19 protein-coding genes are annotated in these 23,466 nt (G+C 57.3%); 6 read left to right on the forward strand and 13 right to left on the reverse strand.

The window, feature by feature from the left end:
• The 8 genes from M1136_11010 to dnaX all read right to left on the reverse strand — a co-directional run.
• A partial coding sequence (locus M1136_11010) for an ABC transporter substrate-binding protein (protein MCL5076155.1) occupies positions 1-1,200 on the reverse strand: 1,200 nt, incomplete at its 3' end.
• 191 nt (positions 1,201-1,391) lie between these two features.
• Complete coding sequence (locus M1136_11015) at positions 1,392-2,963, reverse strand: ABC transporter substrate-binding protein (GenBank protein MCL5076156.1); 1,572 nt, start codon at positions 2,961-2,963, stop codon at positions 1,392-1,394.
• A gap of 112 nt (positions 2,964-3,075) precedes the next feature.
• Positions 3,076-3,816, reverse strand: a complete 741-nt coding sequence (locus tag M1136_11020; GenBank protein MCL5076157.1) for a GntR family transcriptional regulator — start codon at positions 3,814-3,816, stop codon at positions 3,076-3,078.
• Positions 3,817-3,987: 171 nt separating this feature from the next.
• Positions 3,988-4,422, reverse strand: a complete 435-nt coding sequence (locus M1136_11025) for a putative toxin-antitoxin system toxin component, PIN family (protein MCL5076158.1) — start codon at positions 4,420-4,422, stop codon at positions 3,988-3,990.
• Entirely contained in the window at positions 4,403-4,720 is a 318-nt protein-coding gene (locus M1136_11030; protein ID MCL5076159.1) for an AbrB/MazE/SpoVT family DNA-binding domain-containing protein, read from the reverse strand. Before M1136_11030 ends, M1136_11025 begins: the two co-directional genes overlap by 20 nt.
• A gap of 283 nt (positions 4,721-5,003) precedes the next feature.
• Positions 5,004-5,786, reverse strand: coding sequence for an SIMPL domain-containing protein (locus M1136_11035; GenBank protein ID MCL5076160.1), 783 nt, complete (start codon positions 5,784-5,786; stop codon positions 5,004-5,006).
• A 185-nt stretch (positions 5,787-5,971) separates the two neighbouring features.
• The gene (locus M1136_11040; GenBank protein MCL5076161.1) at positions 5,972-6,274 is read right to left on the reverse strand and encodes a YbaB/EbfC family nucleoid-associated protein; all 303 of its coding nucleotides are present in this window, start codon (positions 6,272-6,274) and stop codon (positions 5,972-5,974) included.
• Complete coding sequence (dnaX, locus tag M1136_11045) at positions 6,264-8,027, reverse strand: DNA polymerase III subunit gamma/tau (protein MCL5076162.1); 1,764 nt, start codon at positions 8,025-8,027, stop codon at positions 6,264-6,266. Before dnaX ends, M1136_11040 begins: the two co-directional genes overlap by 11 nt.
• Before the next feature lie 115 nt (positions 8,028-8,142).
• Between dnaX and M1136_11050 the strand changes: the two genes are divergently transcribed.
• From M1136_11050 to M1136_11075, 6 genes are all read left to right on the forward strand, one after another.
• The gene (locus M1136_11050; GenBank protein ID MCL5076163.1) at positions 8,143-8,907 is read left to right on the forward strand and encodes an aldolase/citrate lyase family protein; all 765 of its coding nucleotides are present in this window, start codon (positions 8,143-8,145) and stop codon (positions 8,905-8,907) included.
• Positions 8,908-10,812, forward strand: a complete 1,905-nt coding sequence (gene cofH / locus M1136_11055; GenBank protein ID MCL5076164.1) for a 5-amino-6-(D-ribitylamino)uracil--L-tyrosine 4-hydroxyphenyl transferase CofH — start codon at positions 8,908-8,910, stop codon at positions 10,810-10,812.
• Positions 10,809-11,900 carry a Coenzyme F420 hydrogenase/dehydrogenase, beta subunit C-terminal domain gene (locus tag M1136_11060; GenBank protein MCL5076165.1) on the forward strand — a complete coding sequence of 364 codons (1,092 nt, stop codon included), beginning with the start codon at positions 10,809-10,811 and terminating at the stop codon, positions 11,898-11,900. The genes cofH and M1136_11060 overlap by 4 nt, the downstream gene beginning before the upstream one ends.
• A gap of 131 nt (positions 11,901-12,031) precedes the next feature.
• Positions 12,032-12,700: a flavodoxin family protein gene (locus tag M1136_11065; protein ID MCL5076166.1), complete on the forward strand. Its 669-nt coding sequence runs from the start codon at positions 12,032-12,034 to the stop codon at positions 12,698-12,700.
• A gap of 77 nt (positions 12,701-12,777) precedes the next feature.
• Positions 12,778-14,133, forward strand: coding sequence for an amidohydrolase (locus tag M1136_11070; GenBank protein MCL5076167.1), 1,356 nt, complete (start codon positions 12,778-12,780; stop codon positions 14,131-14,133).
• Between the two features lie 15 nt (positions 14,134-14,148).
• Positions 14,149-15,291 (forward strand): iron-containing alcohol dehydrogenase, encoded by a 1,143-nt coding sequence (locus M1136_11075; protein ID MCL5076168.1) that lies wholly within the window; start codon positions 14,149-14,151, stop codon positions 15,289-15,291.
• A 66-nt stretch (positions 15,292-15,357) separates the two neighbouring features.
• Here M1136_11075 and M1136_11080 read toward each other — a convergent pair whose 3' ends face one another.
• The 5 genes from M1136_11080 to M1136_11100 form a co-directional block, all read right to left on the reverse strand.
• Positions 15,358-16,560, reverse strand: a complete 1,203-nt coding sequence (locus M1136_11080) for a putative DNA modification/repair radical SAM protein (protein ID MCL5076169.1) — start codon at positions 16,558-16,560, stop codon at positions 15,358-15,360.
• 114 nt (positions 16,561-16,674) lie between these two features.
• Positions 16,675-17,646 carry a WYL domain-containing protein gene (locus M1136_11085; protein ID MCL5076170.1) on the reverse strand — a complete coding sequence of 324 codons (972 nt, stop codon included), beginning with the start codon at positions 17,644-17,646 and terminating at the stop codon, positions 16,675-16,677.
• Positions 17,647-17,791: 145 nt separating this feature from the next.
• The gene (locus tag M1136_11090; GenBank protein ID MCL5076171.1) at positions 17,792-22,381 is read right to left on the reverse strand and encodes a S8 family serine peptidase; all 4,590 of its coding nucleotides are present in this window, start codon (positions 22,379-22,381) and stop codon (positions 17,792-17,794) included.
• Positions 22,382-22,404: 23 nt separating this feature from the next.
• The gene (locus tag M1136_11095) at positions 22,405-22,731 is read right to left on the reverse strand and encodes a hypothetical protein (protein ID MCL5076172.1); all 327 of its coding nucleotides are present in this window, start codon (positions 22,729-22,731) and stop codon (positions 22,405-22,407) included.
• A 22-nt stretch (positions 22,732-22,753) separates the two neighbouring features.
• Positions 22,754-23,332 (reverse strand): hypothetical protein, encoded by a 579-nt coding sequence (locus tag M1136_11100; protein ID MCL5076173.1) that lies wholly within the window; start codon positions 23,330-23,332, stop codon positions 22,754-22,756.
• Between the last annotated feature and the right edge of the window lie 134 nt (positions 23,333-23,466).

Raw genomic sequence — 23,466 nt, forward strand, 5'->3', positions numbered from 1 at the left:
TATCCCCAGGGCTTCAACCCCTACGACTCGCAGTTGGCTCTGGATGACCTGAGCGATCTCAGCCTGAGTCTGAGTGGAGGCCTTAATTGTAGTCTTGAAGCCCTGGGGATAGCCGGCCTGGGCTAAGAGCTCCTTGGCCTTGGTGACGTTCGGTGTGTAGGAGGGGTAAGTGCTCACGGGGATGGCCCAATCCCCCAGAGCGGGCACGATGGGACCCGTCAGAACGGCCTCGCCCCAGAAGACAGTATCAATGATCTTCTGTCGGTCAACGGCGTAGCTTATGGCCTGCCTCACTCGCACATCGTTGAAGGGGGGCTTGCTATTGTTCATACCAAGGTTGTAGCGGGCGAGCCCTGGGCTGGAGACCACCGTGATATCCTTCTCTCCCTTGAGTAAGCGGGCCGAACCAGCAGATAAAGTAGCGAAGTCTATTTGCTTGGCCCGCAGCGCGGCGATGACTGCCGCTTCATCCTTCATCACGAAGAAGTTTAGGCCGTCCAGGTATGGCTGACCGGCGATGAAGTAGTCCTTGTTCCGCTCCAGCTTCGTGACGTTGTCTGGCACCCGCTCAGCCAGCTTGAAGGGCCCTGTACCCACCGCTACTTTTTTCAGGTCCCCGCTGGCCTCGACGATCTCCTTGGGCACAATCACGGCGTAGAAGCTGGCCAGGTTGGTCAGGAAGGGGGCGAAGGGATTTTTGAGGAGGAACTTGACTGTGTAGGGGTCTGGCGTCTCGATCTTATCAATGGCCACGAAGTAGGAGGCGGCCATGGCCCCCGTCTTCTTGTCGAGGATGCGCTCGATACTGTACTTCACATCGTCGGCGGTGAGTTCACGTCCGTTATGGAACTTGACCCCTTTCCGCAGGTGGAAGATGTAGGTCTTGGGATCGGGGGTCTCCCAGGAGGAGGCCAGGTCGGGCACGACCTGCATGTTCGGGTTCAACTTCACCAGAGTACTATAAATCTGCTCAGTCAGCCTGGCGGTGGTTTCGGCCGGCTCCTTATGGGGATCCAATCCTGGTGCTTCGGCTTTTTGGGCCACGGAGAGCACGCCGCCCACCTTCGGTGCTTTTGGTGTTGGAGTGGGTGTGGGCGCGACCTTGGTGGGTGTTGGGGCGATGGCTGGTGCAGGGGCGCAGGAGATCAGTAGAGCCACGATCAGGATGGCCCCAAGGTAGCCGAAAATCTTATTGGGCATAATTCTAACCTCCCTTAAAGTAATTAAAATCCTCCAACTAGGGGGGAGATACCCTCATCCCCCTGCCCCCTTCTCCCGTCCTTCCCGTCTGGGAAGGACGGGAGAAGGGGAGGTAGTAGAGGTTTTTGGGATACTTCGAACCTCCCGCCTGCGGCGGGGCGAAGCCCCACTCCCCATCCTGGGGATATAGGCTACTTATCCAGCCAAGTTGTAGCGAAGGATAGGTTCTGGATGTTCGGCATAGGCACGTAGTCTTTGACATAGTTCTGATAGACAAAGAAGTTGTTGGGCGCGCAGAGGAAGAGCAGCGGCGATTGTTCGACGATCTCCTTCTGCAGCTCGGCGTAGACTGCCTTACGCTCCTTGGGATCGATCGTCGTTCTTCCTTGCTCAGCCAGACCGTCTACTGTAGCATTGCTGAACTTCCAGACATTGGCTGAGCCCTTGGAATGGAAATGGAAATAGGTATACTCGTCTGGATCAGCGCGCCCTTGATTCGACCCGGCGATCATATCGAAATTGCTGGCCCGCCAATCGGCGACATAGGTTCCCCACTCCACTTGAACGATCTCGGTCTCTATCCCTATGGCTCGCAGTTGGCTTTGGATGATCTGAGCCGCCTCAATCTGGAGCTGGGTCGAGACCTTGATCGTGCTCTTGAAGCCCTGGGGATAGCCGGCCTGGGCCAAGAGCTCCTTGGCCTTAGTGACGTTCGGTGTGTAGGAGGGGTAATTGCTCACGGGAATGGCCCAGTCCCCCAGGCTGGGAGCGATAGGACCGGTCAGGACAGCCTCGCCCCAGAAGACGGTATCAATGATCTTCTGTCGGTCAACGGCGTAGCTTATGGCCTGCCTCACCCGCACATCGTTGAAGGGGGGCTTGCTGCCATTAAAACCGAGATAGTAGTAAGCGAGTCCCGGGCTGGAGACCACCTTGAGATCCTTCTCCGTCTTGAGTAGGCGAGCCGAGCTGGGGCTCACGGTGGCGAAGTCTAGTTGCTTAGCTCGCAAGGCGGCGACGATAGCTGCCTCGTCCTTGGTCACGAAGAAGTTTAGGCCATCCAGGTATGGCTGACCGGCGATGAAGTAGTCCTTGTTCCGCTCCAGCTTCGTGACGTTGTCCGGCACCCGCTCGCCCAGCTTGAAAGGACCCGTCCCTACGGCCACCTTTTGTAGATCCCCACTGGCTTCGACAACCTCCTTAGGCACAATCATGGCATAGAAGCTGGCCAGGTTGGTCAGGAAGGGCGCGAAGGGATTTTTGAGGAGGAACTTGACCGTGTAGGGGTCTGGTGTTTCGATCTTATCAATGGCCACGAAGTAGGAGGCGGCCATGGCCCCCGTCTTCTTGTCGAGGATGCGCTCGATACTGTACTTCACATCGTCGGCGGTGAGTTCACGTCCGTTATGGAATTTGACCCCTTTCCGCAGGTGGAAGATGTAGGTCTTGGGATCGGGGGTTTCCCAGGAGGAGGCCAGGTCGGGCACGACCTGCATGTTCGGGTTCAACTTCACCAGGGCATCGTACATCTGCTCCGTTAACCGTACAGTAGCCGCCGCGGGCACCTTATGGGGGTCCAATCCTGGTGCTTCTGATATCTGGGCCACAGAGAGCACGCCGCCCACCTTCGGTGCTTTTGGTGTTGGAGTGGGTGTGGGCGCGACCTTGGTGGGTGTTGGGGCGATGGCTGGTGCAGGGGCGCAGGAGATCAGTAGAGCCACGATCAGGATGGCCCCGAGGTAGCCGAAAAGCTTGTTGGGCATAATTCTAACCTCCTTGTCCTAAATAACTAAAGCGGCCAATCTAGTCACCTGGCCTGTCACGCCAGCAGCCCTGTAAATCTTGCGGACGAACATCACCTCCCAGTAGCGGTATCTACTCACTGACCAGCTCCACGGACACACTATATCTGTCGCCACGCATCACGGAGCGCACGAATTCAATGGGCTGTCCATCGGCGCTATAACTGATGCGCTCTACGGCTAGGACGGCCGCGTTCTCAGGGCTCTTTAGCAGGCGTGCCTCACCTTTGTCGGCCTGGACAGCCACGTAGGACTCGGTTGCCCGCCTTGGGCGAAGGCCGTATTTAGTGGAAAGCAACTGGTAGAGGGATTGGTCGTTGAGATCGTCGTTCACAAGATGAGGACATAGCCTATGTGGGATATAGGCGGTCTGGATGCCCATAGGTTCGTCATCGGCGAGGCGCAGTCGTTTGATCATAATTACTGGCTCACCCGGTTCCAGCCTCAGCTTGGAGGCGATGCCCGCTGGAGCAGGTAGCACCTCTATATCCAGCACCTTAGCGCCGGGCCTCATCCCGCGCTGCTGCATATCTTCCGAGAAGGAGGTCAGCCTTTGGGGGCCCTGTTGGATGCGGGGCATAGTTACAAAGGTGCCCTTACCCTGAGCCCGGTATAACAATCCCTCATGAACCAGGTTGCTGAGGGACTGTCTTACGGTTATGCGGCTCACCTTATTCTGCTCGCATAGCTCTTGTTCCGTGGGGATCTGCTGACCGGGCTTCCATTCGCCGCTCTCGATTTTGCTGCGAAGCAGTTCGGTCAGCTGGTAATAGAGGGGTAAAGGCGAATCCTTCGAAACGCTGCTTACAGTCATCTATCGTCGCCTCGCTTTAAGTAATATCATTATATCAACAATGCCTGCCAAAGTCAAATTATTGGTGTTGCGGCTGTTTTGGGGGTTTGACAGGGGGTGGGTTGCCAGCGCTTTCGAAAAAAGCCGCCAGTAGCGGCTTGTTGCTCGGCAGATAACGAGGATAGTTAGCGCCTACGTTTCGCCCTGTTCCCCTTGCTTGAGGATCCGCAAAAAGGTTTCGGCGTTGATGATCTTCATCCCCTGATATTCCTCGAGGTCAAGCAGGTCGCCGTCCTCGCTGATAAGATATTGCGCTCCGGCCACCTCGGCGGTGGTGAGGAACTTGTTGTCCTCGGGGTCGCGGGAGGCGGCCTTAATTTCGGCGATCTCGACGACATTTGCCTGAGAGAAGATGTCGAGAAGGTGGATCATCCCTCGTCCGATGATCGTTCGGTACTTCCGCTTGATGGCTGGGCGCTCGAGGACTTCCAGAATCTCTTGGAGGATGGGCGGGGAGAGATACAACTCATACTCCTCGGCATGATCGAAGATCAACTGTCCCCAGATGCCAAATGGATTGATCAGACTGCGAACGAATATGACGGTGTCAAAGACTACTCGGAGCACGCTTCCTTCGGACTTCCTTGACCGCAGCGTCAATGTCTGTGTTAATCTCCTCCTCGCTGTAGCGGGCCGCTTCCTGACGCGCGGGAGCGAAATACTGATACAACTCCTTCAGCCAGGCTGATCCCTGCAGCTCTGCCGTTACCCGCGCGGGCTTGATCCGCAGTTCGCCTTGCAAGAGAGTGATCTGCAAATACGATTGCTCGTTAATCCCGAGTTCCCTGCGAAACTCCGCTGGGATAGTAATCTGGCCGCCCCGTAATGGCCGAACGATTTTTGTCATAGGTTGTCGTTGCTTCACTTACACCACCTCCCTTTTGGGGTTGGATGTAAAATACAATAACTGTAGTTTAGTACATTACAAGGAGCACTGTCAAGTAGTAAACGAGATTGCTCTTGAGCCTTTGCCGTGGGCTCCAGCGGAGGATGCCAAGCGATAGGGCAAAATGCTCTGGGTAACCCCATAATTCGCGTCTAGCCATACGCCCTGACCTTTACTCACCAAGAAGGGTGGCCCCTTTTGTATCTGAACGAGATCATACCTATGGGGGCGTCAGCTATGTTCGTCGTTGAGATAATGACGGCTAGTGATTCAGCGTGAATGACGCTCGAACAACGGCCGTGATTTTCTTTTCGATCGTCGAAGTATCGTACATGCCGACGTCGGAGATTTGCGTGGAATTCACTGGTGTAATCTGAAACACCCCGCTACTCTCTGACATCAAGTGCCCCAGTTTCTCACCAGCACTGGCAGCAATTTGTTCTGCCCGAGTTTGAGCGTCTTTCGTCGCGGCTACCAGCAATTTCACCCGCAAATCAGGCAATTTCGTGTAGTAGTATTCTAGCCTTTGGGTAGAGAAGATCACGCCTTGGTCAATCAGCGCACTAGAATCCTGCGCTGCTTTGGTGATCCTGTTCACGTCGCTCGAGTTCACCTCCACGTTTTGAACCAGCCGATAACTGACAATTTCGTTAACACAGCCACCTTGATTTGGTGCTACGCCGAATTTAATGGCGGATCCACAGTTGTTGTACACGGGAGTCATCATTACCGGCGAAATCGTGATTTCCTTTGGGCTTACGCCCTGGCTACTAAGGTACCTTGAGACAAGGGTGAGATCATTCTTCATGTGAGTGTACCCGCCTTTCAGATCGTTCGCAGGCGTCTCGCGGGAGAAGGTACTCGTCCATTTCACCTCGTCTGAGGTAATGATTTGCTGGGCAGAGCCGGTGACGATCAACAGAGAGCTATCTAAAGTTTTCACGTAGTCGATCGTGTTGGCCACAATCAATGTTCCGATGATTAGACTCGCACCGATTATAACGGTGAACAGGGTTACTACAACCATCCAGCCGCGCAGATTCATTCCGACACTCCTTTTGCACGATAGTGATGTGGGTCGCCTATCCAGCCATTGCGGGCTTACTGTCCACCTACCCTGAGCAGGTGGCACAGTAGTATTGTACTGGATCTAGTGAGCACTGGCAATTTCAGTAGTACTCTCAAGGAAGATCTCCAGCGGATAAATTCCGGTCTATTTGGGGCTAAAGGCTAGATGAGCCCCGGAATTCTCAGCCCACCTGTGATAGCCCCCAGCCGCTTGGCGGCCAACTCGTGGGATTTTGTCACGGCCTCGTTCATGGCCGCGATGATGAGATCCTCCAATAGGCCGATGTCCTCCGGATCCACCGCCTCGGGGGCGATCTTAACGGATTGAACCTTCTGATGGCCGTTAATAACGATAGTCACAGCGCCGCCTCCTGCCGTAGCCTCTATGGTTTCATTGGCCAGCTCCTCTTGAGTCTTAAGCAGCTTGGCCTGTATTTGGCGAAGCATATTGGGATTACCGAACATCTCTCACCTCTCCAGGGGGCTCTTCTGGAAGAGCGGCCCTGGTTGACTCGCCGGGCACGATGTCAATTTTCTTGACTCTCGCCCCCAGGGATATAGCTGCCTTCACCACTGGATCGTCGACAGCTGATTGTCCTTGCTCCCCAGACTTGCCCGTGTGTATGCAGCGAATCCGGCAAGGGACACCCAGGACTTTGCTGATGACCCCCTCCACTATGACCTTGTTCTTGGGTTCTTCGATTCGCTCCTTATGGAAAGCGTAGAAGAAGCCAAGAACTAGCGTTCCATTCTCCACGGCGATGGGTCGACAAGCCCGTAGAAGAGCCTGAATGGATTTATTGATGGTGTGCAGGGACTCCATAACATTCGGCCAATTTCTTACTACTTGCTCGAATTCCCCCGCGGGGGACTCGGGAGACTCCCCATCCCGTCCCGCCGGGAGTGGAGTTGGCGTTCTCTCGGGCGAAGGAAAGGCCTTCACCACCCCTCTTGTCTCAGCTGCTTGTTTTCCAATGGTGGAAGGGGCCTCCTGTCTGGGGGCAGTCGGTGCCTCCGTACCGCGTGGCCGAACGGGTGTGACGCTAATGGAGGAACTGCTTCTGCTCCGGTCAAGAGTGCCGCGCATCGGGGGGTGAGGGGGTGGACCGCCCATCTCGCGGTCGGCCCACATAATCGTCTCCACGAAAGCCATCTCCAGCGGCAGCTGTGACTGAGCCGGACCACGCAATCCGAGCTCGGCCTGGTTGAACAGCTTTATGGCCTGCATGAGCAGCTCCAGAGGCACCTTTTGGGCCTGGCGTTGCATCTCCATGAGCATCTCCGATGTAACCTCCAACAGTCCATCGGGGTTACCCCCCGTTTGTTCTAGAAGCATAAGCCCTCGTAGGTGTTCAATAACCTCTCGGCTGAACTGGCGTAGGTCTGCCCCGTCGTCGGCCACCTGATTGATCAAACGCAGCCCACCACGCACGTCTCGCTCGATAATATAGTCGGTCAACTGGGTAGCTGCCTGTGATCGGCTTGCCCCAAGGACCTGGCGCACCTGATCTAGAGTGATCCCCTGGGTACCGCAGTAGGCGACGACTTGATCCAAGAGGCTCACCGCATCACGCAGACTGCCCGTCGCAGCGCGAGCGATGAATTCAAGGGCAGACTCTTCAACCTGGATGCCCTCCTGTTGGCAAATATAGCTAAGGCGCCCAATGATGCCTCGGAGGGAGATGCGTCGAAAGTCAAAGCGCTGGCAGCGAGAGATGATGGTGGCCGGCAGCTTATGTGGCTCAGTAGTGACCAGCACGAAGATCGTGTGGGCCGGGGGCTCTTCCAGGGTCTTCAGAAGAGCGTTGAAGGCCTCGTTGGTCAGCATATGCGCTTCATCCAGAATATAAAACTTATAGCGGGCTAAGGTAGGGGCAAAGTTGACCTTCTCCCGCAAGTCACGGATCTCATCAATCCCTCGATTGGAAGCGGCATCGATCTCAATGATATCAAGGGCTTGCCCATTGTTGATGGCCTGGCACATCGAGCACTGGTTACAGGGCTCGACGCCACCGTTGTTCAGACAGTTGACGGTCTTGGCCAGAAGGCGCGCAGCAGAGGTCTTGCCGATGCCGCGTGGGCCACAGAAAAGATAGGCGTGCGCCAGGCGCCCTGTCTGTAGGGCATTCTGCAGGGTACGGGTGACATGTTCCTGCCCAACGATTTCGGCGAAGGTCTGCGAGCGCCATTTGCGATAATAGGACTGCGAGCCCACCATAGCCTCCGGTCAGCATCTTCTTCCCCATTATACCTCAATGACTAGGGCCTATTCAATGGGAAGTTTATGCTATAATCCACCTTGTCCAAATATGGTCTGTTGTTAGGAGGGAGATGTGAGGAAGAATTTAGCTAAGCAGAAGATTAGGGCCGGCGAGCCTATATTTGGGGCCTTCATCACTTTTCCGGCCCCGCCCATCGTGGAGATTTGCGGTCACCTGGGCTTTGATCACGTCATCATCGATGCCGAGCATGGCCCTATGAACGAGGAGAGCTGTCAGGATCTGGTGAGGGCAGCGGAGGTGACCGGCATCACCCCCTTGATCCGCGTGCCTCAGATCGTTCCTCAGGTGATTTTGCGTTTCCTGGATATAGGAGCTCTGGGTGTACACGTGCCTCAGGTTTACACCAAGGCTGACGCCACGGCCGCGGTTCAATCTGTAAAATACTACCCTCAGGGGCGGAGGGGCTTGGCCGGTGTGCGGGCGGCGACTTATGGGCTCGCTACGACACTTAGTGAGTATGTCAAGCAGGCCAATGAAGAAACGATGATCGTCTTACATATAGAGAACAGGGAATGCGTGCAAAACCTGCCCGAGATACTGACCATCGAGGGGATCGACGTCTTCTTCATCGGACCAACCGACCTTTCACAATCCTTGGGTGTACCGGGACGAACGCGCGAACCGATCGTCGAGGATCTTATCACCAAAATCATCGCTGAGGTGCAAGCCGCGGGTAAGACAGTTGGCATCTACGTGTCTGATGCAGAAACGGCCAGGAAGTATCTAGCGGCTGGCGTTCGCTATTTTGCTACGGGTATAACCGGCTTGATGGCCAAGGCCGGGCGGGAGTTCCTCCAGGTCGTCAAAGGCAGCTGAATGTATGGGCAGTCCCTTCCTCCTGCCAATGTCGTGACCTTCTCGCGCAGCATCACGCTTGTCCCCACGCGCCGTTGCCACAACCGCTGTAGCTATTGCAGTTTTCGGGCCGACGATAACCACGTGCTTTCTCTGGCTGAGGCTGAGCACACCCTCACTCTGGCCAAGGGCCAGGGCTGTCGGGAGGCCCTCATCATGTCTGGCGAGCGCCCCTGGCTGGAGAAGGACTTCCCCCTGACCGAGGAAGAGTTTATCGCATACGTGTATCAGCTCTGTGCCCTGGCCTTGCGCCTGGGACTGCTCCCCCACACGAACATCGGTGTGTTGACTGGCCCTCAGCTGGGGCGTCTGAAGGAAGTTAACGTCTCCATGGGACTGATGCTCGAGACGGCCAGCGAGGGTTTGGCCGCCCATAAGGAACAGCCCGGCAAACGCATCAGTGAACGTATCGCTCATATCGAAGAGGCTGGTAGATTACGCATCCCTTTCACGACCGGCCTCCTCGTCGGCATCGGGGAATCGGCGTCGAACAGGCATGCCGCGCTACTGATCATCAAGCGCTTACAAGAGCGTTATGGGCATATTCAGGAAGTCATCATCCAAAATTTTAAGCCCAAGGTGGGTACGCCAATGGCACATTGGGCGGAACCGACCCTGGAAGATATGGTGGAAACGGTGCGTCAAGCCCGCCAGCTGTTGCCGACGGTACCTGTGCAAATAGCGCCGAACCTGACTTCCGACTGCCTGCCCTTGTTGCGCGCCGGGGCAAATGATCTGGGTGGGCTCTCGCCAGCCATCGACTATATCAATCCAGAGTGCCCCTGGCCGAAGCCAGAGGAGCTGGGGGCGACCCTGTCCAGGGCCGGTTTCCATCTTCAGGATCGCCTTCCTGTTCATCCTGAGGTGGACGCTGATCTGGCCCCGGTGGCCGACGCCTTGCGCCGGCGGTTGGTTGGGGATCGCGTGACCTACGTTGTTAACCGCAACGTTAATATCACTAATATATGTCAGGGCAGATGCGCCTTCTGCGCCTTCCGCCGGGACAGTGGGGAAGGGGATGCTTATCAGCTCACCATCGCTGAGGTCCTCCAAAAAGCCGAGGAGGCTGTGGCCCGGCAGGCTACCGAGGTATGCATCCAGGGTGGTCTGAACCCGACGCTGGAGCTGCCCTTTTACCTTAATATGGTCTCGGCCATCAAACAGCGCTTTCCCCATCTGCATATCCATGCCTTCTCCCCTATGGAGGTCTGGTGGATAGCCCAGCGCAATGGGCTTTCCATCGCTGATACACTGGCCCGTCTCCAGGAAGCGGGGTTGGATACGATGCCGGGGACAGCCGCCGAGATCCTCGTTGATGAGGTGCGGCAGAAGATCTGTCCCCAAAAGTTGACCACTGCTGAATGGGTGGAGGTCATCACTACGGCGCACCGTTTGGGAATCAAGACGACGGCCACGATGATGTTTGGACACATCGAGAACTGGCATCACCGCCTTCGTCACCTCGAGATATTGCGCCATATCCAGCTGGAGAGCGGGGGTTTCACGGAGCTGGTGCTCTTGCCCTTCGTGCCCGGAGCAACCCCCCTAGCACGGCGTTACCACCTGCGACCGATCAGCCTGGAGGAGGTCTTGAAGGTTACTGCCTATGCCCGTCTCTATCTCGGCGCTGACCTGCCCAACATCCAGAACAGTTGGGTGAAGATAGGGGTAGAGGGGGTGAAGCGTTCGCTATCCTGGGGGGCGAACGATTTTGGGGGAACGCTGATGGAGGAGAACATCTCCCGGAGCGCCGGTTCAGCCCATGGACAGTCCCTGACCAGGGACCAGATCGAGGAGGCTATCTGCCAGGCCGGACGCATCCCCGTCGAGCGGGACACTCTATATAATCTGAGGACAGGAAGATGATTTCGGATGAGGAGCTGAGACTAAAACAAATCGATGCCGACCCTTGTTCCCATTGTGGGGCCTGTCTCTCCTTTTGTAAGTGGGATGCGTTTGAGGCGAGTCAGCCAGGGCTACGGGGTGATCCCTCCCTCTGCCGCACCTGCATGCTCTGTTTCAGCATCTGTCCCCGTGCTCATCCCTGGACACCCCAGATGGAGGTGGAGCTCTTCGGGCATAGTCGGCAACATCCTCTCTTAGGGTTTTACGTGGCCGCTTACGCTGCTAGGGCTGTGGAGAAGGCGCCTCAGGCCCAGGATGCCGGCGTGACCACGGCGCTGCTCCGCTTCGCGCTACGGCAGGGGCTTGTGCAGGGGGTCATCGTTACAGGTCGTGATGCTGAGTGGAGGCCTCGAGCGTTCCTCGCTACCAGTGAGGAGGAGGTCAGCGGGGCTGCTGGCTCCAAATACACGGCTGCTCCGGCCCTTTCTGTGCTGGGGGAGGCGGTGGAGCGGTACGAGCGCCTGGCCTTTGTCGGCATGCCCTGTCAGGTAAATGCCCTGCGCAATCTACAATTGCGGAAGGGCGAGCGTTATGGGGCGGAAAGAGTGGTCTTGACGGTCGGACTCTTCTGTGCTGAAAGCTTCATCTATGGATGCCCTCACGGCCTCAGGCCGTTTGTGGAGCGGGAGATGGGCATGCCTATCAGGGAGGTCAGCCGTTTTGACATCAAGAAGGGTAATTTCGTTGCCTATGGGGTGGAGCGAATCGAGAATCGGCCCTTGGTTGAACTGAAAGAGCTCGTCTGGCCGATCTGCCCTAGTTGCCAGGACTTCACGGCCGAGCTGGCTGACATCTCCGTTGGTGCTGTTGGCTCGCGCCCTGATGAGAATACGGTCCTCTTGCGCTCGCCACTCGGTCAGCAAATATGGGAACAGGCCCATACGCTTGAATGGATGCAGCTCGGGGCGGTGCGTAACCTGGGCATCATCGAACGGTTGACCCAAAACAAGCAGGCGCGGCGAGCCGCTCTCTCGGCGGAGGCCAGTCGGTTCCTGTTTAAGCGATCCATTCGGGGAAACTACAAGAAACTCTCTTCCACGTCTTGCTAGAAATCCTTGACACCCCCATTCGCCTTGTAATACCATAGCGATGGTCAGTTTGCTCCTGGGACAGGCTGGTCCTCAATAATCTTCGACCGCTTCCCTGAAAGCCAGGGCAGTGGTGAGCGGAGGTAAGCGCCTTGCCAGAGGAAAAACGATCCCTCGAACCGGTAAAGATCCTGGGGATTTCAGGCAGTCCCCGTAAGGGGGCTACCCTTTATGCCCTTAATGAGGCTATGCGGGCTGCGGCCAGCCTTCCTGGCGTGGAGACAACGATCATCTCCCTAAAAGGCAAAAAGATCAGTCCTTGCCTCCACTGTGATTATTGCCTGCGTCATCGAGCAGAATCCTTCAGCTTGGAAAAGGCCTGTTCTCTTAAGGATGATATGCGCCAGATTTATGAGCCTTTTCTGGAGGCTGATGGCTACATCCTGGCCACCCCGGTGTATATGGGCACAGTGAGCGGACAGTTGAAGGTGATGATGGACCGCATGCGCACCCTCTGGTTTCATGCTGATCTGCTGGCCAACAAGGTGGGAGGGGTGCTGGTCACGGGAGGCGATCGGACCGGGGGACACGAGCCGGCTATCCTGGCCATCGTCGGCTTCTATATGTGTTTCGGTATCTTGCCGGTAGCAGGCATACACGGTGGTAATTTGGGTGCGGCCATCTGGTCCAAAGATGCCCGTGCCGTCGGCGCAGCCCAGGATGAGGAGGGGATGCGCCTCTGCCATGACCTGGGGCTCAAGGTGGCCAAGACTGCCCGTCTTTTGAAGCAGGCGCGCCAGTCGGCAATTCCTTCCGCTTAAGTCCCAAGGTTGGGAAGGCTTCCTACGATCTTCGGCTGGGTCAAAGATAGCTTCTAGCCAGATTTTTGGGTGCTCTGATGTCATCACTACTGATCAAGAATGGCACTATCGTCACTATGGATCGAGACGGCCGCATCATCGAAGACGGCTATGTTTACGTTGAGGACGACCTTATCCGCGAGGTTGGGGGACAACCAGGGCTGCATCTGGTCGAGCGCGCCGAGGAGACGATCGACGCTTCGGGCATGGCCATCATCCCTGGGCTGGTGAACGCCCATACCCATCTCTTTCAGACCCTTATCCGTGGCCTGGCCGATGATAAACCCTTGCTCCAGTGGCTCCAATCCGTCGTCTGGCCAGTAACGGCCGCCATGAACGAAGAGGAGTGTTATTGGGCAGCGCTGCTCGGTTGCCTGGAGAACCTCAGATCGGGTGCAACCTCGATCATCAGCCAACATTATATCAATGCCTCTCTGCATAACTTTGATCGGGTAGCCGAGGCCGTGAGCGACTCTGGTATACGGGCCCTGCTGGCGCGTGGCTTCGCCGACAAGAACTATTACCCAGCCATTCAGGAAGATGAAAGGACCATCCTCCTGGCGATGGAGCGGGCGACGCATAAATGGCAAGGCGCGGCGGCCGGAAGAATAGGCGTTGAGTTCGGTCCCCTTATACCCTGGGGTTGCAGTGAGCATTTGATGACCCAGGTGGTGCGGCTGGCCACAGAATGGGGCGTGGGCATCCATATCCACATCGCTGAGACCCGCGAGGAGGTGGAGATGGTGCTCGCCGAGACCGGTAAACGTAACATCGAATGGTGTGCTGACCTTGGTGTTTTAGGCCCACGCACTCAGCTCGTTCACTGTGTTTGGCTTACCCCCGCTGAGATCACGACCATCGCCGCCAGCGGTAGCACAGTCGTTCATTGCCCTGTAAGCAATATGTATCTTGCTTCAGGTATCGCCCCCATAGCCAAGATGCGGAAGAAAGGGGTTAACGTGGCCATTGCCACTGATGGCCCGGCCAGCAATAACTCGCAGGATATGTTGGAAGTGCTGAAGTTCACGGCCTGTTTGCAGAAAGTGCACACCCTCAATTCGCGGGTCATTCTGCCGGAAGATGTGTTGGAGATGGCCACCCTGGGGGGAGCACGGGCTATGGGGTTGGCTGATACCATCGGCAGTCTGGAAGTGGGGCGAAAGGCCGATATTGCGGTCATCGACCTTGACACTCCCCATACTGCTCCGGTGCACCGCGTACCCTCTGCCCTGGTCTATAACACCAATTGCGGTGATGTGGACACGGTTATCGTTGATGGGAGGGTGTTGTTGCAGGGCAAGCGGTTTTGCCACCTGGATGAGGAAGCGGTATTGAAGACGGCAGGACGAGCAGCACGGGGGCTGCTGGCGCGGGCCGGGGTAAAAGTGTCATAGGTGAGGAGGTCTAGTGTGTTGCCAGAATTCTCTTTTCATTTAGCAACGCAAATCATATTCGGCAAGGACGTCTTCACTGTCTTAGCGACGGAGCTGTCCAGACTCGAGGGCAGCAAGGTGCTTCTGGTGAGCGACGCTGGCCTGGCGGAGATGGGGTTGGTGGCCAGATTGACTGAGGTGATTCAAGAAGCAGGGTTGGGGGTGGCCACCTTCACCGAGGTACACACCAATCCTACGGTTGAATCAGTGGAGAAAGGGCAGCAACTGGCTCAAGCGGAGGGAACAGATCTCCTGGTGGCTTTGGGTGGGGGGAGCGCCATTGACGTAGCCAAGGCCATCGCCCTCCTGCTCAGCGCCGGAGGTGAGTACCGGGACTATCAGTGGGGTGGTAAAAAGGTGCCTGGGCCCCTTATGCCCTTAGTGGCTATCCCTACCACGGCGGGGACGGGCGCTGAGGTAAGCAAGGTGGCCGTCATCGTTGATGAGGCCAAGCACTCTAAGCAAGGGGTTGTCAGTCCATTTCTTCGTCCCAGGCTGGCCATCATCGATCCGCGCTTGATGCTATCACTGCCACCTCGCCTTACCGCCGCCACCGGCGTGGATGCCTTTGTGCATGCCCTGGAAGCCTACGTCGGGTTAGGGGCCAATCCGCTCAGCGATCTATTCGCCCTGGAAGCTTTGGCCAAGATTTGGCGGTGGTTGCCCCAAGTGATTGAGCATGGCGACAACCTGGAGGGGCGTAAAGAGCTGGCCCTGGCCAGCCTATTCGCTGGTATAGCCATGGATCAGGCCGGTTTAGGGATAATGCACGCCCTGGCTGGACCGCTCTGTGGGCATTTCAATATCCATCACGGGGTGGCTTGTGCCCTGGTGATGTCTCCCTCTCTGGCGTTTAATCTCGAGGTCGGAGAAGAAAAACTGCCTCTACTCTGTCAGAGCCTGGCAATGCCCCAGGGTACTGATGGACCGACGCTAGCCTGCCGCTTGAAAGAGTTCGTTGCGGCCCTGAAATTGCCCGTTTCTTTAGGCGAGGTAGGGGTTAGGGAAGGGGATATTCCTCTCTTGGCTCGTGAGGCGCTTCAGATGGGCGTTATTCGTAATAACCCTCGCCCGACAAGCGAGGAGGACTGCCAGGCGATCTTAAGGGCGATACTATGACTCTATGCCACATCCCTCCATGGCTCCTTCCAGGAGGGCTCTGGTGGAACAGGCAAGATGCCTGTGTTACCGGAGGACAATTTCCATATTGCCAGGGGACAGGTAAGAGGCCTGTATTACTCTCTGCTCTCCTGGTAAGGGGGTTTGCTCCTCCTTCACTGCCTGCCGGCCGCTGAGTAGCAAATAGGCGGCTGCCCGCTTGGTTACAACCCCCAGCGCTTTCAAATCCTCCAGGCCCTTGATCTTGCCCTGCCGGCGGGCCTTGATGAGGCGCTTTGCTGAGATGGGCCCGATCCCTGGCACGCGCAGGAGCTCCTGGGGCGAGGCCGTATTCACCTCCAACGGGAAGCACTCTGGATGGTGCCATGCCCAGACCTGGAAGCAGTCAGCCTCGAGCGGCAGATTCCTGTGGCCATCGAAGATGAGCTCCTCCACCTTAAAATCATAGCGACGGAAGAGGAAATCGGCCTGGTAGAGGCGGTGCTCACGGAGGAGTGGCGTAGGTGGGTGACCTGCCAGGGGGGTATGGGGCAGCGGCTGGAAGGCGCTGAAGTAGGCTCGTTTCAAGCCCAGTTCCGCGTACAGGCGACTGGTCGTATCCAGTATTTCCCGATCCGATTCATCCGCTGCGCCAACCACGAATTGGGTCGTCTGTCCGGCCGCCGGGGCGTTCCCCTGTGTGCTGAGGGCCTTCACCCAGCGCAGCGGTCGCAGCAGGTCCCGTTCAAAATCCTTGCCGGGACAGAGTCGTCGCAAGCGTTTGGGGTTAGGTGCTTCCAGGTTGACTGAGACGCGGTCGGCCAGCCGCACGGCCTGCTCTACGTAGTCGAAGGTCGCCCCGGGCAAAATCTTAAGGTGGATGTACCCTCGGAACTGGTAACGGAGGCGCAGGATCTCCACAGTGGCCAGCATACGATCCATGGTTAGCGTGGGGCTCCCCTCCACGGCGGAGCTGAGGAACAGCCCCTGCACCAGGCCGGCCTGGCGCATTTCGATGAACAGGCGGGCCAGCTCAGCGGATTGAAAACTGACCCGGCGAAACTCGTTGGGGCAACGGTTAGCGCAGTAGGCGCAGTCGTTCTGGCAGGCGTTGCTCAGCAGCACCTTGAGCAGCAGGATGTGACGTCCATCGGGCAAGACAGCCGGATAGATCCAGCGTCCGGAGGGGTCAGCCCGCCTTCCAGCCCCCTGCGGGGAGCAGAGATAGGAGCTGCAAAGGTCATATTGGGCTGCCTGCCCCAGTATAGCTGCCTTTTCCAGCGCATCCATAAAGCACCTTCACAGACCATCTGTCTACATTACTTCAGAGTGGACGATATCAAAATAGCTGTATGCAAAATATCTCTGCCCCTAAATATATTATATGAACTTATGTTCTATAAATCAAGGGCAATCTCTATATTGTGCGGCCATCCGTTGCGCTGTCTCTCTGATGCTCTCTCGAAAATCCTTCGGCTCCAGTACCTCCACCTGGTCGCCCCAGCCGAGGACCCAGGGGGTAATCTCCAGGGTGCTGGCCACTCTGAGGGTGAGGAGACAACCACCATCGGCCTGCTCCTCCAATACCTGGGAAGGGTGCCAGACACATTCCTTCAGCCGTCGCACGGCCGAGGGAGCGAAGCGCAGCTTCACCTCGGTCTCCTCTCCCCAGATTATGCCCCAGGCTGAGGAGAGGCAGCGGTCAAGGTCGAAATCGGGAGGCAGGTCGTAGGTATCTTCCAGCAGCTCAGCCGCCAGGATACGCTCTACCTTGAAGGTGCGCACGGCGTCGAAGAAGTCGGCATAGCCGATGAGGTAGGTGGCATAACCGGCTGCTGAGGGCTGCAGGAAATAGGGTGAGACCACCTGCTCATGCACGTTCTGGCTCCTGGCCGACTGATAGAGGATTTTGACCCTTCGCCGCGTCGCCCAGGCTATAGCCAGCGTCTCCAGCACCTGGTTGAAGGCCGCATTCTCGGCCTTGTGCCTTATGACTTGAACGGTGCGATACACTGGTTCAGCGATGGGCTGGGGCAGGATGGCGGCCAGTTTTGAGAGGGCCTGGATAGTATGAGGGTTCCGCTCATCACTGTAGGTGGCTAAGAGTCGTGCGGCCAAGAGGAGGGAGGTGGCCTCGGGCAGAGTCAAGTTCAGGGGCGGGAGGAAGTAGCCAGCGGCTATGCCATATCTCCGCCCCTTCTCCCAAAGATTGACCTTTAGATCATGCAGGGCTGCTATATCGCGCTCGATAGTGCGCTGGCAGACCCCACATGCTTCGGCCAGCTGGCTGCTGGTCATCCCCTGCGGATGACAATAGAGAAGATGCTGAATCTTGAGCAGCCGCTGCGCCTTGCCGAGTGTCTGTTCGTCGTCCATAGCCCGCCCCTCCGAAAGGCGAAATAGGGTGGAAGCCTGCTCTACCAGATTTATCCACTCCTCTTAGGATATTGTAGCGCAGGCTAGGGTGTAGGGCAATCAAAATGTGCTGAAGGTCAATCTCTCCTGGGCTGGCCGTCTGGCCTCACCAGCCCTCGCTCCAGCCCCCGAAGATGGCGGGCAGATAGACCCTGTACAGCGGTGCTGCTTCCTGAACTGCTGGAATAGCTCGGCGGCTGGTTGGCTCGTCAGCTGTTAGGGGTGCCGAAGGCAGGATCTTGGTGCCAGTCAGCCTCAGATCTTGGGCTGATGGCCTTGTCTCGGAGAGAGCACTGCTGCCTGTCGCAATCTCCAGGGTATAGCGGCTGGCCTCGTAGCTATAGACCTGGATTTGGTAGAGCCCGCTGGTGGGGGCGACGAAGGATACTCTGTCCGAGGCGGTCCCCGGGTCGAGGCTGTAGTAGTCCGGGGGGCCGCTGCTATCGGGCTTCCAGATGAAAAGGTCGGCGTCCCCGCTGAAAGTAGTCAAGGTGACGGTGATAGACGTGCCACCTGCTAATTGTTTACGGTAGAGCGCCCACTGGCCGACGGCGAGGCTCGTCTCAACCGGAATGTAGTTGATCATGGCCTTGGCCGGTGTGTCGGATATGTTTTCTGCTCCATCAGCGAACCATATCTGGATGTACCTTGTCCCCTCAGCCGCATTCAGGGTCCAGGGATAGCTGGTAGCATAGTCCTTCCAGCCGGAGTCCTGAACAGCGACCCACTGATGGGAGGACTGGATGAACATCACCTCACTGATATACATGTACTTCACCCCGCTTCCCCCGGCGTTATCCTGGGCAGAGAGGGTGAGGGTGACCTCTCGTGAGGTGGTGGAGGAAGCGCCATCGTTGATGGTGACGGCGCCTGAAGGGGCCGTAGTGTCCGGAGCTGGAGGAAGAATAGTCAGGGAGCGGTGAGCACTATTATTCTGCTCATCGTCCTCTGGGAAATCGTTCTGTGGATCCACTATGGCGTAAACTTCACGACTCCCGGCCAGGCCAGTAGTATTCCAGACGGCATTCGTCCAGACAGACGCTGTACTATATGGGGTGATGGCTGGGGTGCTAGCGGAACCGATCAGTTTACTGCCGGCGGTGGGGTCGCCATCGTAGAAGTCTACTCTTATCACCTTACCCACCTTGCCGGCGGTGACGCCGCGGTTGTTATGGATGTTGACCCCCAGCCCAACCAGAGCGCCTTCGCGGATAGTGACGGGGTCGGTCCAAAGGTCATCGGCTGTTATAGAGAGGTCGGGTTTGGCGGTAGGGGTAGGGGTAGCCCGAGGAGGCGTTGGTGAGGGGGGTGTTGTGGGGGTAGGGGTGGCCGTCGGAGTGGATGTGGGGCTGGGTGTAGCCGTGCGCGTAGGTGTCAGCGTAGGTGTGGGCTGTGGACTTGTGCCTAACTGGATTTGTCCACCGGAGACCACTAAAGCAAACGGCTGTGGACCCTGAGGGATATTGCTTCCCTTTATCTCTAGAGCATAGACACCAGGACTGGGCGAGGCGATGTCTATGGTTTCCACGTTGTTACGTCTATCAGAGATGCTCAAACCGTTGGGGTAGTAGACGGTGCCGGTGGGGTCAATGACCCTCAGGTCGAGGTCATTGACCAGCTGTTTGCCGGCAGCTGGACTACCTGGGTAGTCGCTCCAGGCCAGCGTGGCCCGTAAGGGGACTGCGCTGGAGCCGACCTGTAGGCTGTAGGTCACCACCTGCCCGGTCTTCAGTCCGCTGGTGTCGTCGCTGAATTCCACCCTAGTCGGTGGCGAGGGGAACAAAGAGTTAGCCAGGTCGACCCGCCCCCAGCCCTCAACGATGTTCGGTCTAGCGGTCATCTCTTGAGGTGACACGCTGCCGATGGTGACATCGTCAATATTCCACTCGGCAAAACGGGATGAATCCCACGTTCGCACCTGAAAGCGGATCAATACGTTCGTCTTGTAAGCGTAGGTGGCCAGGCTCACCCCATCCTTGGCCCAGCCCATCTTACCCTGATACTCACGTGCCTTCGTCCAGGTTAAGCCTCCGTTGGTCGAAACTTCCACCGTTGCCCGGGCGTATTCTTTGAAGTCGGCTGGAGTGGCTGAGAGGGCATTGCGCAGCCAGAAGAGAATGGTGTTGAAGGGAGAACAGATCGAGGGTGCCCTATTGCCAGTGTAGAGGTCGTAACGTTGCCAGAAGGTGAGGACAGGGTTGGGTACCTTGCTGAGATCGAGGGTGCGGGACAGAACTAAAGAGGCTCCCACGGTGCCAGTGTACCACCAGGAATGGGAGGGGCTGTGGGCCTCGGTGGAGATGAGCGACCAGGGCTTCTCTGCCACCCAGGGAGTGACCGCCCCTTCCAGGTCATCGGCGAAGAGCGGTGGCAAGGAGGACCCCAGTCCATACTGACCGGGGGACATATCGAAAGCCCCATTCAGAAGGGTGGCCTTGACGAGGGCGGCGCTGGGGGAGGGGAGCCCCTTCTTCTCCGTGTAGAATTGCCTTACCAGGGCAGTCGACCCGGCCGTCAGTGGTGTGGCCATGCTGGTGCCGGAGGCATAGGCATAGTGCCCATTTGATTCGTATGGGACCAATCTGTTGAGGCGCCCAGCGGCGTGGGTACGGGCGGAGACGATGTTGGTGCCTGGGGCAGCGATATCCGGCTTGAGCCGTCCATCCGCCGTTGGTCCCCGCGAGCTGAAGGCGGCCATCCCGCGCTCGTTGTCGGAAGGGCGATCGCTATAGAGCGGCTCAGCGCCAAAGCGGTCAGGAGACCTCTGACCATAGGTTTCCTGGGTGCCTCCGCTGAGACGGTAGCTCTCTGAGGCACCGACGATGATGGCATTCTTGGCGTTGGCCTGGGTGCTGAGTGAGCCGGCATCGACTACCCCATCCCCTCCCGCATCAGTGCCATCGTTACTGGCAGCGAAGAGGATGACCATGTCCTTGTGGTCCCAGACGAACTGGTCTATGTTCAGGGCATCTCCACCGTAATTGTTCCCTCTGCCACTCCAGCTGTTGGTGTGAAGGCGCGCCCCATCGTCGTAGGCCTGCTTAAAGAGCGAATTCAAGTCATCTGGTACGCCCTCAAGAGCCCCTGTGGAGGGGTCGGTGGCGAAGGCCTGTACCACTAAGCGTGCTCCAGGAGCGATCCCACTGAACTGCCCATTGGATAGGGCACCGCTCCCCAGGACGGAACCGGCCACATGCGTGCCATGCTCTTCTACATCTTCCCAGGTTTTCCGTCCATAAGGATGGGAGCTCACTACCTGACCGGCAAAATCGGCACTTATAGTAGCGAGGTTTCCCGTGTCGAGACCGGTATCGGCCACGGCCACCGTCTGTCCGCTGCCGTTCAGTCCCCCAGCGCTCCAGACGGTGGAGGTCTTCATGATTGAACGGGCCACATCGTTCATAATTCTGGGTGTCTTGTACTCTTCGATCCACCGAACCCCAGGCAGGGAGGCGATGTTGGCCAGGGCGTCGGCCTCCACCTCCAGCTTAATAGTCCCCTGCCATTCGTTCTCTGTGGCGCTGAGGACATGAGCGCCTAGTTGGGAGAGGGCTGTGGTGATGACGTTCTTATTCTCGCCGGGGAAGGTCTGGACGATCAAGGTTAGCCTCCCCTGGCGATCAACAAGGGATGGCTCCAGCTTGAAGCCCGGTTGATAGGGTCCGATCCAGCGCAGGAAAGGCAATTGCTCTACGGCTCTTTTGGCCGTTCCGTCCAGTTTGACGATGAAGGCGTTATGGGGGATATAGTCAAACAGGATGCCCCCGGCGGAGGTTAAGTCCTGCTTCTGCTCCTCTGATGGTGGTCCTTTGAGCTGGATGAGGTAGTAACCGGGGGCATCGGCAGGTAAGGACTGGAGGCGCAAATCTTGGGACAATGGCGGCTGCTGGATGAGGGGGTCGAAGGCGAACCCTCTCAAGACGATCGAGGACTCCTCTGAAGCAGATGGGACTCTCCCTCCCTCTGCCTGCAATGTCCCCTTAGGGGCGAAGGCAAAGAGGGAGGCGGGAAGCCCCTGATTCAGGGCGATTCTCTCGGCGGTAAAGGTAGCGCCTCCCAATAGACCGGCTGTGACCGCCATCTTGCGGGGAAGCCAGCGTTCCGGCTCTACCCAGATGGTCATCGCCAAATCACCGGCCAGGGCGCTATACAGCCCCTTGTCGCTCTTGACTGTGACCAGTAGCTTGGGCATCTGCTCGGAGAGCACTTGCTCGCTGCCGACCAGTCTGGCTTCACCCAGGCGCAGCACTTGCACCATCCCCCCTTCGAGGAGTTCAGTGAGGGCGGCCAGTTCGGCCAGGGCGATGGTATCGCGGGTCTCCTCCCGGTCCAGGTAAGCGGTGTGTAGCTGTCCCTGGGCGGGCTGGTAATCCCAGAGCTGTTTCCCATCGGAGATCATGAGGCGGCCCTGGAGGGTGGGGATAGTCGATTGGGTCACCTTTAGGCGTATTGAGCGGGGTTTTTGCCACCAGGCCTCGACCGTCAGCTGACCGTTGGCGAGGGGGGTATGGAGATCAACGATGAACTGGGCGTGGGCGTCGCTGATATTCGCCTCCGCCTCAGCCATCCTTTCGATGATAGCTGTAGCGGCCGGGTCAGTGGAGGCGCCCGTGGACGGGGCTGAAGAAGATGGCCATAATAAGGCCAGTAGCAACAGGATGGGAATGGCCTTCGCCTTCATATTGCTTGTCCTCATCGTTTCTCTTCTCCGATGACCGGTTAAGGCGTCTCAGCCTTAGCGCCCTTAAGGATGAGAAAAATGATCGTGGCACCAGTCAAGGCGATCAGGGTCCAGAAGATGGCATCAATGATAAGATTGCCCCAAACTGGGCGTATATAAGGGTTGGGACATTCAACAGCAGGCGACCACCACTCGAGGTAGTGTAGCGGCCAGCCGTGGAACATGCCCCGTCGGTCAGCGCAAAAACCGAGGACAGTGGGGTGAAATGGCCCCTGGACATAGAATAGGCTTAAGGCCGTGGCCGTCAGCCCTGCACCGAGGGCTCCACCCAATACAGCTGCTAGAGTGGTTGGCTTCCGGCTCATGAGCAACCTCTTGCCTCCCACACTACTCCCAGGATATTTCCCAAACCCAATCTGAGAAACGAAGATTGTAATTATCAGTCCTCGCCGTACTGCCATCCCATACCAGTTTTATCTTGCCCTGCTGGATGTCTACCGGTTCAAAGATGATGATGCCCGCCGACTCTGTACCGGGGAGCAAGGAACTATCCGGCTGGGGATAATCCGTGCCGAACAATGACTTGGTCTTTATTTGCTTACTACCCTGGACGAGGACAATATTGTAAGTGTGCAGGGAAGCCTTGTTCTGGGAACCGTTCGCCGCTTTTATGAAGGCGCGTGTCTCATTGGCTGCTATCTCTATCTTCTGTAAGGTTATCGTCAGCCCATGTTGACTGAGTGCCTTATTGACCTCGACCACCTTGAGAGCCGGAGCGACGGCTTCGGTGCGGGTTATCAGTTCGACACTGTTGGCCTCGACGTGGGGTGTGGTAACCTTACCTCCGGCCACATTAGTGTAGGTCTTGGAACCGGCCACTTTGCCCTTTATTCGGACGTACTGGCACTCTTTTAACTTACCTCTCAGGCTGGTGTCACTAGTACTTACGATGCCTACCTTTTTCATGCCTATTCCGCTCCTTCAGCACTAAAGGCTGTACCAATTCCACCTACGAAGAGAGCGAATATCGCTCCAACGAATCCTCCCAGTCCTCCGAGGATGCCCAGAACGAGTGCCGCGATCCGCATGGCCTATCCCTC

The sequence above is a fragment of the Chloroflexota bacterium genome (assembly GCA_023475225.1).
Lineage (GTDB): Bacteria > Chloroflexota > UBA6077 > FW602-bin22 > JAMCVK01 > JAMCVK01.

Excerpts from the sequence above, each read along its gene's own strand:
- M1136_11015 (MCL5076156.1), bottom strand. The coding sequence starts at position 2,963 with ATGCCCAACAAGCTTTTCGGCTACCTCGGGGCCATCCTGATCGTGGCT.
- M1136_11020 (MCL5076157.1), bottom strand. The coding sequence starts at position 3,816 with ATGACTGTAAGCAGCGTTTCGAAGGATTCGCCTTTACCCCTCTATTAC.
- M1136_11035 (MCL5076160.1), bottom strand. The coding sequence starts at position 5,786 with ATGAATCTGCGCGGCTGGATGGTTGTAGTAACCCTGTTCACCGTTATA.
- M1136_11040 (MCL5076161.1), bottom strand. The coding sequence starts at position 6,274 with ATGTTCGGTAATCCCAATATGCTTCGCCAAATACAGGCCAAGCTGCTT.
- dnaX (MCL5076162.1), bottom strand. The coding sequence starts at position 8,027 with ATGGTGGGCTCGCAGTCCTATTATCGCAAATGGCGCTCGCAGACCTTC.
- cofH (MCL5076164.1), top strand. The coding sequence starts at position 8,908 with ATGTATGGGCAGTCCCTTCCTCCTGCCAATGTCGTGACCTTCTCGCGC.
- M1136_11060 (MCL5076165.1), top strand. The coding sequence starts at position 10,809 with ATGATTTCGGATGAGGAGCTGAGACTAAAACAAATCGATGCCGACCCT.
- M1136_11070 (MCL5076167.1), top strand. The coding sequence starts at position 12,778 with ATGTCATCACTACTGATCAAGAATGGCACTATCGTCACTATGGATCGA.
- M1136_11080 (MCL5076169.1), bottom strand. The coding sequence starts at position 16,560 with ATGGATGCGCTGGAAAAGGCAGCTATACTGGGGCAGGCAGCCCAATAT.
- M1136_11085 (MCL5076170.1), bottom strand. The coding sequence starts at position 17,646 with ATGGACGACGAACAGACACTCGGCAAGGCGCAGCGGCTGCTCAAGATT.
- M1136_11090 (MCL5076171.1), bottom strand. The coding sequence starts at position 22,381 with ATGAGGACAAGCAATATGAAGGCGAAGGCCATTCCCATCCTGTTGCTA.
- M1136_11095 (MCL5076172.1), bottom strand. The coding sequence starts at position 22,731 with ATGAGCCGGAAGCCAACCACTCTAGCAGCTGTATTGGGTGGAGCCCTC.
- M1136_11100 (MCL5076173.1), bottom strand. The coding sequence starts at position 23,332 with ATGAAAAAGGTAGGCATCGTAAGTACTAGTGACACCAGCCTGAGAGGT.